Origin of the sequence: Chryseobacterium sp. SIMBA_029, assembly GCF_046535275.1 — a bacterium.
Lineage (GTDB): Bacteria > Bacteroidota > Bacteroidia > Flavobacteriales > Weeksellaceae > Chryseobacterium.
The window spans coordinates 167,588-184,947 of record NZ_JAWRXA010000009.1; the positions used below are offsets into that span (position 1 = coordinate 167,588).

The 17,360-nt window shown below is 26.4% G+C and carries 9 protein-coding genes; 5 read left to right on the top strand and 4 right to left on the bottom strand.

The window, feature by feature from the left end:
* Positions 1-316: 316 nt before the first annotated feature.
* The 5 genes from SB679_RS17230 (at position 317) to SB679_RS17250 (ending at position 10,172) form a co-directional block, all read left to right on the top strand.
* Positions 317-3,958: a YecA family protein gene (locus SB679_RS17230; RefSeq protein WP_410703516.1), complete on the top strand. Its 3,642-nt coding sequence runs from the start codon at positions 317-319 to the stop codon at positions 3,956-3,958.
* Between the two features lie 28 nt (positions 3,959-3,986).
* Positions 3,987-5,441, top strand: a complete 1,455-nt coding sequence (locus SB679_RS17235) for a toll/interleukin-1 receptor domain-containing protein (RefSeq protein WP_410703517.1) — start codon at positions 3,987-3,989, stop codon at positions 5,439-5,441.
* Between the two features lie 4 nt (positions 5,442-5,445).
* Complete coding sequence (locus SB679_RS17240; protein WP_410703518.1) at positions 5,446-6,876, top strand: hypothetical protein; 1,431 nt, start codon at positions 5,446-5,448, stop codon at positions 6,874-6,876.
* A 70-nt stretch (positions 6,877-6,946) separates the two neighbouring features.
* Positions 6,947-9,031 carry an ATP-binding cassette domain-containing protein gene (locus tag SB679_RS17245; RefSeq protein WP_410703519.1) on the top strand — a complete coding sequence of 695 codons (2,085 nt, stop codon included), beginning with the start codon at positions 6,947-6,949 and terminating at the stop codon, positions 9,029-9,031.
* A complete protein-coding gene (locus tag SB679_RS17250; RefSeq protein ID WP_410703520.1) occupies positions 9,003-10,172 on the top strand; it encodes an HNH endonuclease in 1,170 nt (389 codons plus the stop codon). Before SB679_RS17245 ends, SB679_RS17250 begins: the two co-directional genes overlap by 29 nt.
* Here the strand turns inward: SB679_RS17250 and SB679_RS17255 are convergent.
* From SB679_RS17255 to SB679_RS17270, 4 genes are all read right to left on the bottom strand, one after another.
* Positions 10,169-13,999 carry a hypothetical protein gene (locus SB679_RS17255; RefSeq protein ID WP_410703521.1) on the bottom strand — a complete coding sequence of 1,277 codons (3,831 nt, stop codon included), beginning with the start codon at positions 13,997-13,999 and terminating at the stop codon, positions 10,169-10,171. The genes SB679_RS17250 and SB679_RS17255 overlap by 4 nt on opposite strands.
* A gap of 70 nt (positions 14,000-14,069) precedes the next feature.
* On the bottom strand, positions 14,070-15,152 hold the full coding sequence (locus SB679_RS17260; RefSeq protein WP_410703522.1) for a DUF3871 family protein: 1,083 nt from the start codon (positions 15,150-15,152) through the stop codon (positions 14,070-14,072).
* Positions 15,130-16,008, bottom strand: coding sequence for an ATP-binding protein (locus tag SB679_RS17265; RefSeq protein WP_410703523.1), 879 nt, complete (start codon positions 16,006-16,008; stop codon positions 15,130-15,132). The genes SB679_RS17260 and SB679_RS17265 overlap by 23 nt, the downstream gene beginning before the upstream one ends.
* A gap of 88 nt (positions 16,009-16,096) precedes the next feature.
* On the bottom strand, positions 16,097-17,299 hold the full coding sequence (locus SB679_RS17270) for a phage integrase SAM-like domain-containing protein (RefSeq protein ID WP_410703524.1): 1,203 nt from the start codon (positions 17,297-17,299) through the stop codon (positions 16,097-16,099).
* Positions 17,300-17,360: the final 61 nt, after the last annotated feature.

A 17,360-nucleotide genomic window follows, 5' to 3' on the forward strand; every position in this document is an offset into this window, starting at 1 on the left:
TAAACCCAGCTTTCAACTTGAATTTATAATTGTTCCTGTAAAATTTTTGTTTTCTTATGAGTGGTGGGCGGAGATTTCCTCCTGAGAATGAGTGGGGGCTGTTTGGCGTGGGACTTTGTAAGTGAATAAAATTTTACAAATTATTTTTTATAAAAATTTTTCTTGAAATATAATAAGTCGATGCTATATGGGAAACCGTAAAAATTTTCATTAAATTTTATTTTTCTTTGTAAATTACCATCTGCGCTTTAATTAATAGATACTTCAAGTATTCTATAATCATACTGCAAATTAAAGCCTATATATACTGCTAATTATGAAACCAAATATCTATGATCCCTGTCCTTGTGGAAGTGGAAAGAAAATAAAATTTTGCTGTGGAATAAAAAAAGTAACTGAGGGCTTTGCTAAATATCAAAATTACTTTACGAAGTTTCTTGTAGAAAACTCTTCTAAAGAACTTTTAAAAACAGTCGCATTTCTGCAGTTAATTCCTGAAAATGCTACGAAATTAGTTCGATTAGAAGAAATTACACATTCAATCATTTCCAACTTTAACAAACTGGATAATAGAATTCACTACCAAACATTTAATAATATTCTGGATGTTGAATTTTCTGAAGATTATAGAGAAGACCCAGCGGAAGGCTGTTTTTCAGAGATAATAATGTTTAAAAATGGCAATAACATTGTTTTTCCTGGTCTTTGTAATAATAGTACTGAAACAAATCAAATACTAATAGAAGCTTTATATAAAAATGAAAATAATATATCCAAGGAATATTTAAATGAAATAGAAAATGGAATTCTTTTTAATTTAACTATTCATAATTATATAGCAAAAAGACTAAAAATTTCAAGATATGAGCATAAAGATGATTATAAGGGAAAAATACATTTTTCTGATTATTTGACTAATGAAAAACTCGACATATTCGTATTTCCTGAAAGTGGAATAAAACGAATATGTGAAGCATTGAAATTACCCGACAACACAATTGACAACTTCTCGGTTTTGCTTAAAGATATTCCACAAGCTAAAAACCCAGATGATTCTATATTATTAAAGAAGCCTTTTGTAAAGGTTGATGATGAATATATTTTGGCACTTCCATCTTCGCAAATGTATTCTTTAAATTATTTTATAAACAATAAAATAACAATATATAATCAAAATGATGAACTCAAAAAAGTTTTTGAAAATATCATTAAATATAAAACAAGTCTTTTTTTCTATTCAATGGGTTGGAAGAATTTGGATTTGGAAGATGATTCTGATGAATTTCAAGTTTGGCAATTTGACTCCAATAAAATTGCAATTGTAGATTTTAGCATTAGTAGAAAAAATGTTGAGAACACAAAAAAATTAAAAGAGATTTTGAAAGAAAAAGATGGATTTAGTACAATGTATATCACAATAGTGGCAAGTCTTGCCGTATTAACTCCATCCTTTTCTTATCAAGAAAACAAGAATTTCATAGATTATCAATTAATGCTTTCTTTTCATGATTTAGAAAGGTTAATGAATTTATATAATCTGAAAGATTTAGACTTATGGAATTATCTTTTTGCACAAAAAAGGGCAATAAAGAAAGGACTTCAAATCTTACCACATTATTCTATATTGTCATATTATTCATGGTATGAAAAAAATGGAAAATCTTTCTTTCCAAGTGATGACCAGCCAGTGCAACTTCTTGCCTTTGGATTAGATATACAGGGAAATAAAGTAATTGAATCATTACAAAAAAACGATAGACATTTGGTTTTAGATAAAATTAATAATAATTGGGTTTATTCACCAGTTACTAAAACTCGAAAACTATTCCCTATCTATACTTCTGATAGAATTTTCAATGGAATTTTAGAGCAAGTTTTAGAAAGATATGAAGTTCCATTGTGGGTAAAAGCCGTGAAAGCAGATTCCTATGGAAATTCATTTACAGACTGCATAATGTATTGGTTAAACGAATTTTTCCCTACTTTAAAAGACTTCTTAAAAAGTAATATTTCTTTTCCTATTACATTTATTATAGATTTTGATCCAGAGTTTTTTGATTTAACAGAGTATGAACTAAACAAAGAATACGCTAATCCTGATGATGTTATTATTAGATCAGAAATAGATTTTGAAAGCAATATTGTGGAAATAATAATCCCCAAAAATCTTTTTTTCTACTTAAATCAAAATAATAATATAGGTGAAATTATTCTTATGAAAAAGATATTGAATTGCCTTTCAGAGATTCTTAATATCTCAGGAATATCTCTTTCATCAGAAAATATAAGTCTCATCATATCTACTTATATGCCAATTGGAATGAAAAAAATGATAGTTACAGGAAATTCTATTTATGATATATCGAAAGACAATAGATACATTGATAAGCCACAAAAATTAGATAAAGCCAGTACATCAATAGTATTAGAAGATATGGTTAGTTGGATGAAAATTAAGATACCGATAAATGTTACCAATGATGAAAAAAAGAAGGAAATATGTAGAATTGGTATAAATACTCTGATAGATAAAATTAGAACTGAATTGAAAAATTATAATTCAATTCAGTTAGTAAAATTTTTAATGGAAAGGCATGAATCAATTATAAATAGTAATTCTTTTTATAGGTTAAGATTGGTAACATATCATGAATGTTATGGGAAATATGAAGATGTATTCAAAGAGTTTATGGATGAAGATTCTTCTATCATTAGAACGGGATTATGTTTAAGGTCTTTAATAGAGTTTGCAACTGCAGAAGTTTATGATGGTAATAAAATTATAAATAATTCAGATATAGATTTTTTAATTGCATTGATGGATGAAGTCTTATTTTTAGGAGCAACTGTTGATTTAATAGAATCAAAAATTGGTAACCCAAAAATTGGTTTGCTGCCATCAGGTAGGTTAGGCGTTTCTAAAGAATCATTTGATAAAATGAACAAATTCTCCTTAGAATTTAAAAAAGATGAACTAACAGAGTATTCAGAAATATATAATAATCCAAACCAATCATCAGATAATTTAACTGATTCGTATTTTGATCGAATTGACAATATATTTAAAGAAGAGTACGGTATAGAGTTTTACCTTGCATTGAAATTATTCAATGAACTCGCACATATTTGTATCGAAGAATATAAAACATCATGCTTTATTCTATCTAAAAAAACTTTTATTCGTTTATTAGAAGAGAAAACAAATTTATCACTTTCTGAAATAGACAGTTTTTTAAATCATTTCGCTCTTACATCAAGAGGAAATATTGGTAAACCTCCTAAAGGATATAATTATTCAGATATTTTTCCATGGCGTTATAATAGAAAATTATCATATTTACTTAGACCTATTATATTAATAAAAAATGAAAATGAGGAAGACACAATAATTTTCTCACCAAGACACCTTAATTCTGCATATGGAAACTTACATTATGCATTATTAAATGGAATCTTAAAAGTAGATTCACAGTATAAAAAAATAAATTCATTCCTTGCAGATAGAAATAATATTAAAGGAAAAGAATTTAGAAATGAAGTTGCGAATTGGCTTAAAGAAAACCCTAATTTGGAAGTTATTCCATACGAATATAAAATTCCTCGCAAAGGGCAAATTAAAGACTATGGCGATATTGATGTTTTGGTTTTTGACAAAAAGAAAAAAATCATTTATTGTATAGAATGTAAAAATACAAAACAAACTAAAATTATCTATGAATTTTCAGTAAGTATTCAGAATTACATTGAAAAACAATTACCAAAACATTTGAATAGAATACAATGGGTAAAAGAGAATAAGCAAATTCTTTCTCAAAGATTCAACTATGATTTCACAAGTTTTAATGTTAAATCATTTTTGGTTTCATCATTTCAGCTTCCTTTGAAACTAATTGAAAATGTTAAAGATGTAGAAATATATTCATTAAATGAATTAAAAAGAAAATCAAATATCTTTTAATTTTATATAATAAAACTAAGTAAACTAAATGGAAACAAAAAAAGTATTTATTTCTTATAGCTGGGGATTACAAGAACACCAGGAAAAAGTAAGGGAAATTGGAACAAGATTAATGAATGACGGGATTGATGTAATCTTAGATCAATGGAGTTTAAAAGACGGCCATGATCTAAATTTTTTCATGGAATCAATTGTCAATGATAATACAATAAATAAAGTATTAATTATTTCCGATAAAAATTATTCCTTAAAAGCGGATGGAAGAAAAGGTGGTGTTGGTACAGAAGCACAGATATTGACACCTGAAATATATGGCAATACCCAACAGGAAAAATTTATTCCAATAGTCTTTGAAAGAGATGAAGAAAACAAACCATATTTACCAACATTCTTAAAATCCAGAAAGTATATTGATTTATCTACAGAAGAATACTATGAAGAAGAGTATGAAAATTTAGTTAGAAACATATTGGATGCTCCTCAGATTCGTAAACCAAAACTTGGAAATATTCCAAGCTATATCACAGAGGAAAAACAGCATGATAGCCAAACATATTTTCATTTAAAAAGTTTAGATAACCAATTAAATAAAAATCCATTAAAGGTCAATTCTTTAACAAATGATTTCTTAACCGTTTTTTTAGATAATCTATGGAATTTTCAATTAACCAGTACTCCTCGTTCTATTGGTGAATTTGGCGAACTATTAATTAACAATTTGTCCTCTTATAGAGAAATGCGGAATGATTATATAGAATTCCTATTAAAAGTTACAAAAAATGAATATAATCTTGATGTAGAAATACTGATTAGTTTTTTTGAAAAATCTTCCTTGTATAAAAAACCAAGAGATTTCGGTGAAAATATTAGAAGCTACTATGAATCGGATTTCGAAAGTTTTAAAATAATTTTCCAAGAACTTTTTCTTTATACAATAGCAATTGCTTATAAAAACAACAATTATAATTTGGTCTCTGACTTATTAAATTCAGGTTATTATTTTAGTGATGTAACTGGTAGAAATACAGACCTTGAAAAGTTCCCTAAACTATACTCTTATAATCAAAATTTAGAAAAATATTACAAAGAGCTGGAAAATAAAATTACTGGTTTTGGACACTACATAATCACTAATCTAAATAGTAATATTAGTAAAATGGAGATAATTTTTGCTGATACATTATGTCATTATATCTCAGAACTGCAATCTAAGAATTATAAAAAGTGGTTTCCAACCACTTACTTATATAAAGATGAATATAGAGATTTTGATTTCTTTATTAAACTAACTTCTAAAAGATTTTTCGATAAGGTTAAGGGCATCTTTAATGTAGAAAATGTTGAAAGCTTTAAAGCTCTGATCGTAAATTATCAACAAGTTGTAGAAAAAGAAAATAGAAATAGACCTACCTACGGAAATTGGCACTCTATTCCATTTATTTTTGAATCAGTAAAAATTGATAAAGTAGCAACTGAAAGATAGTATTATGAAACTCTACATTGATTGGAATGTTCTAAATGGAATTAAAAATGGACGATTTCAAGAATTTGAAAAAATAATTAGACAATCTGAAAAGTTTGTAATTGTTTATTCCACATCTCATATTTCTGATATAGCCTCAAGTTATTCAGAAGAAAAGGAAAATCCAAACATTCAATCAGATTTAGAATTTCTTGCTGAAATAACAGACTGTATGTGTGTTTTCAATAATGGAAAAGATATAGTTCTACAACAAAATGAGCCTTTTCATATATTTGAGAATGAAATTGAAAGTAAAAATTTAACTGAAGATTTTTCTTTTAATAATATTTTTAGCGTTTTGGATGACAATGGGGAAAATGCAGAAATGGTTGCACCATTAAAGACTATGATGCAATCTTTTCCTTTAGATAACATCTTTAAAGAAGCATTTGAAAATCCTCAAAGTGCTGAAATAATGGATTCTATGTTCCCGGGTTTAAAAGGCAATCCTACATTTGAAGGACTTTTTAATTCATTTGGAAAGATGTTGGAAAACCTTAATGAAAAAGAAGGGTATAAAGACTTAAAAACTCCTTTTAAACATTTAAATATTAATCAAGGAAAATTAACAAATCCTGATAACAATCCATTTGATGTCTTAAATGAAACTTACAAAAAATTAAGTATTGAGGAAAGTCCATTACAAAAAGATTATTTCGAGAAAGGCAAAAATGCACCAGTCTGGTTTGATGATATAACTTCAGCATATATTAGTTTAGATATGCATGGTTTTCATTCTGATGAAGTTAAAGTCACAGAAACAAAAAAGAAAACATTTAAAAACACTACCCAAGATTCTTTCCATACTGCATTTGCAAGTACTTGTGATTTTTATATTACAAATGACAAAAAGAACTATCAAAAAGCAAAGGCAATTTTTAAAGAAAAAAATATTTTCACTCATATTTTAAAAGCGGATGAGTTTATCAATTTTTATAAGGAAAATCTTGAAAAGGTTGATTTCATTACAAGCTGGAACAAATTTGAAGAAGTGACTAAATCAGGAAAATTTTATGATATTTCTGATAAAAACAATCCTGATGATTTAAACCAAGTTCATTTCTCTACTTTCAACTATTTTGGATACTTTAATAGAATATATCTTTTCAATTCTGATGAAGATAGAAATTCAATCAGTTTTATGTTTGGTAAAGAGTTGCCAACAAATTGTTTGGGTGTTTTTTACAAGGAAATTAAAGAGATGGTTAAAATTATAGTTGATTATTTAGGAACTGATAGTAATGATAAAGGATATTTTGATGAATCAGAAATTGATGAAAATAATCATTGGAATGGTAGAATTTGGGATTTTGAAAAATTTCAATATAGATTGGTTCAGGATAAAAGATACTTTCAATTTCACTATGTCCTTAATATAAATAACCAGAACAATTAAATACTTATGCACTACAATAAAAAATAGTGGAATAATTTTAAAACTAATAACCAGAAATATTTTTATAAACATGTCATTTAAATTACTTGCAATTCGCCCTATTGATGGATGTGGTTCAAAATTTTTAAAAAATCTTCAAACTAATAGAATTTATAAATTTTATAATGAGTATATATTTCAATCAAATAATATAAAGATTGATTGTTATGATAAAGACATATCCATCTATACTGAAATAGATAAAATTGAAAATTCAAATTCAGCATTAAATGATTTTTTTGGTGATAATATAAATGTATCAGCAATTGTAGGAAAAAATGGTAGTGGGAAAAGTACTTTAATCAATTTAATAGTTGCATCACTTAATCAATTTGCATTGCAATTACAAGCTGATGGTAAAATAATAACAACCGCCCATCTAATGACGACTGGTAAGTTAGAAATTGAAAAAGTTTTTTGTGAGTTATTCTATGAAATTGATTCTGTATTTTATATTCTTACGGTAAAAGATACAGTGTGTAGTATTAAGGAAATTGGTACAGATCAAAACCATAGTTTTAATAATTTTTTCTACACAAATGTTATTAACTATTCTATCTATGCGTTTAATTCTTGGGAGTTAGGGGATTGGATTGATGAACTTTTTCATAAAAATGATTCTTACCAAATACCTCTTGTTATCAATCCTAAAAGAGAGAGAAAATCAGACCGTATGGCTGGAATGATTGATGTGAATAATGAAAACTATTTATTGCAACAAAGATTGTTAGCCACAATAATTTCAAACCCAGATTACAGTATTACCGATAATCTAAGGATTAATAATTTAAAATTAATTACAAAAAGTAATAGAAAGTTTCGTGCACATGCACCTGATTTAAATAATAGTTTGAAAATATTTGATGAAGATACTAATATTGAAACATCATATTTAGAATTGTTAGAAAAAAATTATGCCTTTACCTTTAGCCTCAGAAATACAGATGTTCCACCACGACTTTATAGTAATTTATTGAGATTACTAAACGAATTTAAAAAACACTTTGAAATTTCACATATAAATATCCCTAATTTACAGAGTAGATTAGATCTTTATATATTATATAAAATTACAAGTATCTGTGATAAGTATGTACTGTATCAAGATTACATCGGGCAAGATTCTGATTATGGTACCCTAAAAAGTTATCATGTTTTATTCGAAGTTTTTTTGGAAAGGTTTGCGAATAGTAATAGTCATATTGTTGTTAAACTAAAACAAATTGTAAACTTTATAAAACACTATGATACTATCTGGAAGTATTTTATTTTAGAAAAACAAGAAAATTACATTCCTATTCTTGATTTATCAACATCTTTGATAGATATGACAAGAAATGGAGTTCCATTGTTAGAGTTATTACCACCTCCAATATTTGAAACAAAACTTTTTTTCAACAAATCTGTTGATGTATTGGATATAATTAGTTCAGGAGAAATGCAACTTATAACTTCTATTTCATCAATTCTATATCATTTGAATAATATAAATTCAGTAGAAAATGAAGAAAGTTTAGTTGTAAAATATAGATATGTCAATATTATATTAGATGAAATAGAACTATACTTTCATCCTGAATACCAGAGAAAATACATTAATAGGCTTTTAACAGACTTAAAAAGTTTTAGTTTTCCAGATTTGAAAGGTATAAACATTCTTATTATTTCCCATTCACCATTTATTTTATCAGATATTCCAAAACAAAATATATTATTTTTAGAAGTGGACAAAGACGTTAGTTTTTCAATATCAAAAGAGTACCCATCAAATGATAATACTTTTGGGGAAAATATACATGAAATACTAACTAATGGTTTCTTCTTAGAGGAAACTATGGGAGCATTTGCGAAAAATAAAATTCATGAATTTTTAGAGTTTGATGAGTACGCAAGTGATTCAAAGGATAATTACCTATCAAAAAGAGATGAATTTGAATTGCTTATTAATCTTATCGGAGAGAATGTTATAAAGCAAATTCTCAAAAATCATTTAATGAGATTGGACGAGAAGTTTAAATATCCAGGTAATATTGAAACTCTTAATCAAGAAATTAAAAGATTACAAAACTTAAAAACACAATTAGAAAATGCACAAAATAAATTATCCAACCAATAGTTCAAAATTAGAAAATTTAAAAAAAGAGTTTCAGAATTTTATTTTGAAAAGTAGTAAAATTGATATTCTTGAAATTCAAATTTTTCTTAATTCTATCGGAGTAAAACTTCCTTTTAAAGAAATTATTATCATGCCACTTGAAGATTTAATAAAATTAACTCCATTATCAAAAACCAATATATTTGATGGATTATCAAAAAAGCAAAAAAAAGCAAAAAAGGAAGAACTCAAATCATATTTTAATTACTCAAAATTTCAGCAAGATGAATTCTCAAAATTTTTCAATAAATATTCAACATCATTAGATATTACCGGTTGCAATTATTGTGGAATTGATTTTATAAATGCCTATATCCCTTTAGATAATGATTATAGAGATTTTGAACATTTTATGAACGAATGTACTAAAGAAGATTTAATGAAAATTTATGGTATTAAGAGTTCTAAAGCGGATATTATTATAAAGGATTATAAAGGAAAAATTTTAAAATATTCAGATATAGATATTGGTCATAGCGATTTTATAAATAAGACATTACATAAACTTACAGATAAGTCCGGTGTTATAAAATTTGATATATTTAAAACCGAAAAGAAAAATCATTTTACCTTAGATCATTTATTGCCACAGAGTGAATATCCATACTTGAGCCTAAGTTTATTCAATCTTGTACCAAGTTGTTATAGTTGTAATTCCAAGCTTAAAAATGATAAAAAAATTTATTCGAATTTAGATGAATTATTATTCACTTCACCAACAGGCTTAAAAACAATCAGTGATATAATATTCAAAATTTACTTTAAGACGGGATTTGATGATAAAAACTTACCTAAAGAACTCAATGAATATTCAGTAAAGATTGAATCTCCTTATACAGAATATTTTAAAGTCTTTAATTTACAAGGTAGATATAATTTTCATAAGAATATATCTCATGAACTTATTTCCAAAAGGCGGATATATTCAGATTCTCAAATCAAAGAAATTTTCAACTTATTGAATGTAAAAGGAAAATCTATTTCTGAAAATGAAATCAAAAATCAAATATTTGGCTCCGATATTTTTACAGAAGATAGGAATAAACCTTTTCAAAAATATAAAAAAGATATTGCTAAACAGTTAAAAATAATTCCTCTTTAGTCATGATAGCTTACTGTTATTTTTGAATCTTTATCTCTTAAATATGTTCTTTTAATATAGCCCATTTGTTGAAGATTTTTCAGTGTTTCTGCATTTTCTTCTGTATTTGGAAGCTCAATTTTTTCTTTATTCAAAACTTTAGAATAGGGATTACCAACTAATTCAATTGATTCATTCATTAATTGAACAGGTATATATTCCTTATCAAAATTAAGATATCGAATTTTAGCAGACTGATGAAGTGTAGATTTTACAACGCAATTCAAAAAATACTCAGAAAAAGAATGAAACTTTTGCTCATAGAAATCTATTAATACTTTAATCAAAAACGTATCATCTTCTTTATCATAAGCTTTATTTTTTGTTAAGTGATCGAAGATTTGTTTCTTTAAAAATTCTGAAATATTTGATGTTAAAATAGTAATCCATTGGTAGATAAATAATACCAATGAATCATATGAGTTCTTAAGTTCTTCTTCATTTCTTTCAACAAACAATTCTAAATCTTTACCATGCAACTCAGATAAATTTTTATTATTAAAAACAATTAATCCATTCCTAATTAAAATATTTATTCTATTGGATTTTCCTACTGCATAAGCATCATCAAAGTTCTTCGTTATGGAATGAACCAAGCTATTAAATGCCTCTTCAGATATCGTAGAATTTACCAGAGAAATATTAAATCTTTCGATAGTATCAGATCCAATCTCCTCCTCTTCATTTAAAAAATGATCAATACAATTATCACTTAGCATTTCAAAATTAGGTTTGAAATTTAAAAAGTCAATAAGAACATCATCGATTTCTTCAGATTTAGATTTATAGTACAGTAAAACATTTTTCCAACTTGGTTCTATCTTTTCCTCGATCATTAAAGTAGACCAAAATTTACTATTTTCTATTTCTGAGATATTTGAGAGTTTAAAGTTTAATTTTTCTATCAATAAATCAACATTTTCAGGTTTAACATTAGAATTGTTAATTAAACTTACAACGACATTAATTTCTTCTTCTGTGTTATTTTCAAGTTTCAATAAAACCTGCTCGACATATTCATTTATATTATTATTAATATTTTGTTTTAAGTATGTAACGCTTGATTGTAATAGATAAGAATAGTTTGCTGTTTTATAATCCAAATCAATATTTTGAGAATTTACTTTTTCTAAGAAGAGGTTTATATTACTTATATTTATTTTATATAGGTTATATTCAATTACTTTCATGACTATTTCGAAAATAATATCTCCATATTTTATTTTATTGAATTTGACACCTAAGACTTTTAATTTGTCAATTAATTTTTCCTTAGTTTCTTTTTCAAAATTATTCAGTAAAAAATCATCATAGTTATTCAGAAAGGCGTTTATTTTCTTCTCCTTATTAAGAAGTTTGATTGTTTCAATATCAAAATATTTCATTATAATATCTAAAACTCTTCTTTTCTTTTCAAGAGTGAATTCTTCTCTACTATATATTAAATTCCAAAATCCTTCCCATATTGATATTTTTCTTACAAATTCTATAATTGTTCCATTTAAATCGGAAAACTCAATATATTTTTCGATAAATTGAACAGATTTATCTTTTTCACTACTTAATACAACAATAAACTCATCAAGCTTGCTTGAGATATTTTCATTGTTTCTATAATTAATAAGTAGGTAATCAAGAATATAGAAATTTAGTACGGATTCCTTTTTAAAATTGTTACCACCTAATTCAGAAATAAAATTCTTTATTTTATCAATGCTTTCATTGAAGTCAGTTATTCCATCCTGAATAATTCTTAATTTTAAGTTATTGTCTTTTTCACTTATTGATTCAGGATAAAACAACGAAATATAAGTCGAGTAATTTTCATCAACATATTTATTCGTTATTAAAACCTTTAGAAGGCTATAATGCAGGTTAATCTCTTCATCACTAATTTCCTTTAATGCCATTTCTTTAACTTCAATTTCATTTGAAAATTCCTCTTCTACAGAATCAGTTTCTAATGGTGTCTTCTGTTCAATATTCAACTTTTTATAACTATTAAAGATATCATCAAAATAATTATCAATTTTAACCCTTTCAGATTTTTCAAACAATTGAAAGATAGATGAGTTTCTCAAATTATTTATTTCAACTTGAGTCTTATTTACAGTAATTTCATTATTTTTAAATTTACCATTAGATTTATTTATTATTACTTTTTTTCTTTCTTTATAAGATATTGGTGATACTACTTTTTCTATTTCACTAAATTTGATATAATTTTTCTTTACATAAAAATGCGATATACCATCAAGCTCAACCATTTTATCAAAACTATCTGTAGTAAGTAAATCTTTAAACTCAATCTGAGAGTCACCTAAGTAATAAGTATTTGCATTTTTACTTAAAAGTAATATCTCATATAAATATAGCCTGCGTAATTCTTGAATATCATCTTGCTGTTCGTTAAGTATTGCTTTATTTTCAATTTTCAGTTCACTAATCTTATTTTCTAAACTTGTTTTCAGATCAGAATAAAATTCATTTTTATTCTGAAAAATTGAGTAAACTATTCCCTGTTTGTTTTGCAAACATTTAAATTCATTCGGGTATATATTTTTTAAGACTAATAATGAAAATAAGCTATTTCCATTGATTTCAGAATTCTCGTTAACTTTAATTTTATAGTATGTCCTGAACTCATTTATAATATTGATAAGACTTCTCATATCATTTATATACGGAGCTATATCATAGATAATATCTTCAGAAATAACTTTATTTTCGATAAAATCCTTTTTGAGCCTTTTAATAAATTGTGTACTTGAATTACTATAATCGATTATTGGTATAATCGGAATTATTAGATCAAAAAATTTTGTTTTTTCATCATTTCTACTAAATAGCTCGTCTTTCACAGCATAAACAAAAGTTACCTTTTGGAGAATATCCTTTGAATTATTTATAAGTATATTTAACTCTCTCAATTTTATAAAAGTTTCTGCAGCAGATTCAAATCTATCGATATCTTCTATAAAAACAACTTGTGTTTTAGTCTTTTCAAAAAAATATATTAACTCATCAATATGTTTATTAATTATCGAAATATCATTATGTTCTTTCGGTACAAATTCTGCGTCACTAAAACTTATTTTATTGATTTTTAGTTTAAAAATTTGTCTAAACAACTTCTTTAGTATGAGAAAGAATCCTACTAAAAAGATTATTTTTACTAATAAATGATAATAAGAAAATTCTATCTTATCAGTTAAAATTAATTTATTATATATTTTATCGAAGAAAATATATAGTATTGAATAGATCCAAATAATGAATAAAAAAGCTTTTAATAAAACAAATCTATCATTATTAATACGTTCAAATCTTGAATCCTTCAAATTCCTCTTCTTCTCAAAGTACAAAATTTGTTGAACAATACTTGTCTCAATATCAATCTCCTTTTGTTCATTTTTCTCAAACTTTCCAAGACTAATATCTAATGTTTTAAGCTCTGGATTATTTTTTTTAAATAGGTTAAGAATTGTACTTTTTCCTGTACCAAAGGAGCCAGAAATTGCAATATTTTTCACATTTTGATTTAAGATTCCCCATCTTATAGACTCTAAATAAGTTTTTAGGTTATAATTATCTTCATCTTCTTTAACAATGAATGGTGTAAGATCTTCTAAATGATTGTAATTAGGATTATTTTTAGTTAGAATTTTGTTTTTTCTTTTTCCCAAACTAAAAATTGCTTTTGACAGAGCATTAAAATAAATTTCTATCATCTGATTTTTAAGGGAAATGTAATTCTCATTTATTTTGTTTAAAATTGCTTTTATCACAAGTTATAGTTTTTTTGCAAATTACAAATTATTAGGAAATTCTGCCCTACATTTCTGTAGGACAGTATCTCTAACTCAAAAACCAATGATAATCAGAATTACCATTGAGACTTTGTAGAATACCTTTAGTAAAGTCAAAAGCATTCAAATTTCTATCTAAGAAAGTATCTATATAACTACTCTTATTGGCTTGTGTAAAGAGATTGTAGAGATTCCATAGGTTTATATCCCCAGCAATATCTCTACAGAAACTTTGATCTTCATAATAATCTTTAGTAATGGTATTAATATGACCATCATTAAATTGAAGCAATGGTATCTTTAACTTATCTTTTTTAGGTAAATGCTGATACAGTCTGGTTCTACCTAATAATTGAGCAAATTGATGTTCAGTTAATGAGTAATCAGCAAATTGTTTCATTTCGGATAACTGTTTCTCTGCATTATAATTGTTAAGTACCTGGAATAGTTTAGATTGTAATTCTTCATAAGAACTCACTTTTAAATCATCAACAAACCCATCACTCCATACACAAAGATTACAGCATACTTTATTCTGAAAACCAACAAAAAATTTGAACTTTTCAAAAGTCTTCTTATTGTACAGATTCTCCTGATTATATGCTCTAACTCCGCCAATTGTTAATGACAGTTCATTACCGTTAATAACATCTGTAATGGCTGGTATTTTAACAATAAAAGCCATCCTTTCATAATAGATGGTTTTCTCATGGTCTAACAAATCCTTTACATTCTTATAAATAGCACCTGGAGTTCTACCTTTGATTTGATGAGAAACCCTTATTTCAGGTTCACTTATAGAATGGTTAGGAAATACATTAGCAATGCAGTTTTGAGAGATTTCTATAAACTCCTGGTGACTAATAGTCTTTTCGTTATCCTTGCTGAATACAGGTATGATGCATTCATTTTTTAAATGTTGTAAATTAATTTCCTGTGTATTAGCTTCTATGAAAGGTTTGTGAACATATTCATTTTGGCTTTGTAAAGAATTCAAGTAAATTTTTTCCTTACCTGGAGTTGGAATATATTTATTATCTCCAGGTAACTTTTCAATTATTGCATCGTTGATTGGTCTTAAATCAAAAGCCTGCTCTAACGTGGCAGGCTTAATGTGTCTTACTGTTTCCATTGATTGAATAATTTTTAGGATTGGATAATTGTATTAAAAGACTTTTTTTCTCTTCATAATGAGGCTTAAGGTTCTCTTGATATTCAGGATATTGCTTGTACAAAGCCAGTAATTCAGCTATATTATTACAATACTGAATTTGTTGAATTACCTGCTGTTCATTAAGAATATTTTGATTTCCAGGTACGCCACTATTACACCAATCTAAAATCAATTTTCCTGTCAATTCACTTATCTGAAATTCAGGTTTCCCCATGAATAAGCCAGTTCTATCTTTACTTGATACAGCAAAATGTTTTATATCAATATCAAAAACCAAAGTAAATTCATAATCCAATCCATCTCTTTGAACTGATTTCAAACCTACTTTTTCAGGAATGTATTTACCATCCTTTTGATTTAATACATAATCCTGCTTAGTTCTCATAGTGGCAATAATATGAGCATTAGCTTGAAGAATTTTATCTACAAAGGCTTTCTGTCTCGGTGTAACCTTTGCCCAGTTAGTAAAGCTGTTTCCTGCCAATTTGGAATGAAAATCCAACAGTTCATCCCATTCATGAGAAATGGAATCTATAATAATGACTTCCATTCCCGCATTTTCACAAACTTCAATAGCTTTTATATAATTCTCAGGTGTGAATGGTGGTGTCATTGTTAGAACATTGTAGTTACCCAAATGTGCATATAAATCAGCACTTCCATTTTCTGTATCAATTATAGCTACTTTTGACAAATCACCATTTGTCAATCCTTGTGCTATGAGCAAAGAAGAATAAGTTTTTCCTGTTCCAGATGCACCTTGAAGAGCCATTTTGATTTTGGCTCTCTTTCTTTCGCTTTGTCTTAATTGCATAATATTTTTTGTTTAATGATTAATATTTAAAATGAAAAAAGGTTAAGCAAATTTGCCTAACCTTTCCTCCGACTTTTAATAGTTAAGATTATAAATCATTTAATGTTTTTACAGCATCATCTAACACATCACTGCCAAACTCTTTCAGATAAGTCATTGTAACCTGAACATTGCTATGTCCCATCAATTCAGAAATTATATCTGTACTTGCTCCCCTATTCTTCATAATTGTTGCAAAACTATGTCTTGCAACGTAAGAAGTTAAATGAGTTTCAATTTTAGCTATCTTAGCTATCTCCCTAAGCTTATTGTTGAATCTTGAAAGTATCTTATGCTTTCTATTTTCAATCTGCAAAGGTGTCATTTCATTGTGGAGCAAAATGGGAAATACATACTCTGATTTATTTCTATTACTATAGTAATTAATAATATCCTTTGCTTTATTATTCAATTCTAAACTAAAATCTCCTTTTGTTTTTGAACGAGTATAAATGATTCTATTATTTTTAATATCAGATTTTTTCAGCTTCATCATATCAACAAAATTCATCCCTCGTGTATAAAATGAAAACATAAAATAATGATAAGCTTCCAACAATTCAGGTCTCTCAGACAAGTCCACATTTTTAAATTTTCTAAAATCCTCTTCTGTCAATGCTCTTTTTTTAGTTTTTGTTTTTAGTTTTGAAATCAAATATTCATCAAATGGATAATCTTCTTTTGACATTATTTTCCTTTGAATTGCTTTATTAATCAACGACCTTAATTCCCTCATTTTAAAGGCAATACCGCCATCTACATTCCCTCTTGACCTCATATCAACTTCAAATTTTTCTAAGAACTCAGGGGTTATATCAGTAAATTTAATCTTATCATTAGAAAACTTTAAAAGTGCATTTTTAGTTTCGCTATAAGCCCTTGCATTACCAAGCCTATGAGCTGTAGTTAGTTCATCAATAATTTCATCAAAAAAAGGAATTACTAATTTTCTATTTATTTGTTTTCCTCTAAATTTATCTTCAAATTCCTCGAGAGAAAAATCTTTATCATCCAACTGAAAATCTCTAACTATATCTTCAGCTTTGACTTTAATTTTATTAAGAATCTTATTTTCAGCTTTGTAATTTTGATGTCCTTTAAGAAACTGTTCATTTTCAAAATTTGCTCTATAGCATTTTAAACCAATATTTATTTTTTTTCTTTGACGTGCTTTTATGATTTGTAAATAAACAGAGTATTGACCATTGGACATAGGTCTACTGTCAAGCACTATTTTAATACTTGTATTCATCTATTTTAATTTTAAAGTTTAGGAAAACTGCCCAAGAAGCTGGGCAGTTAAATTAAATTGC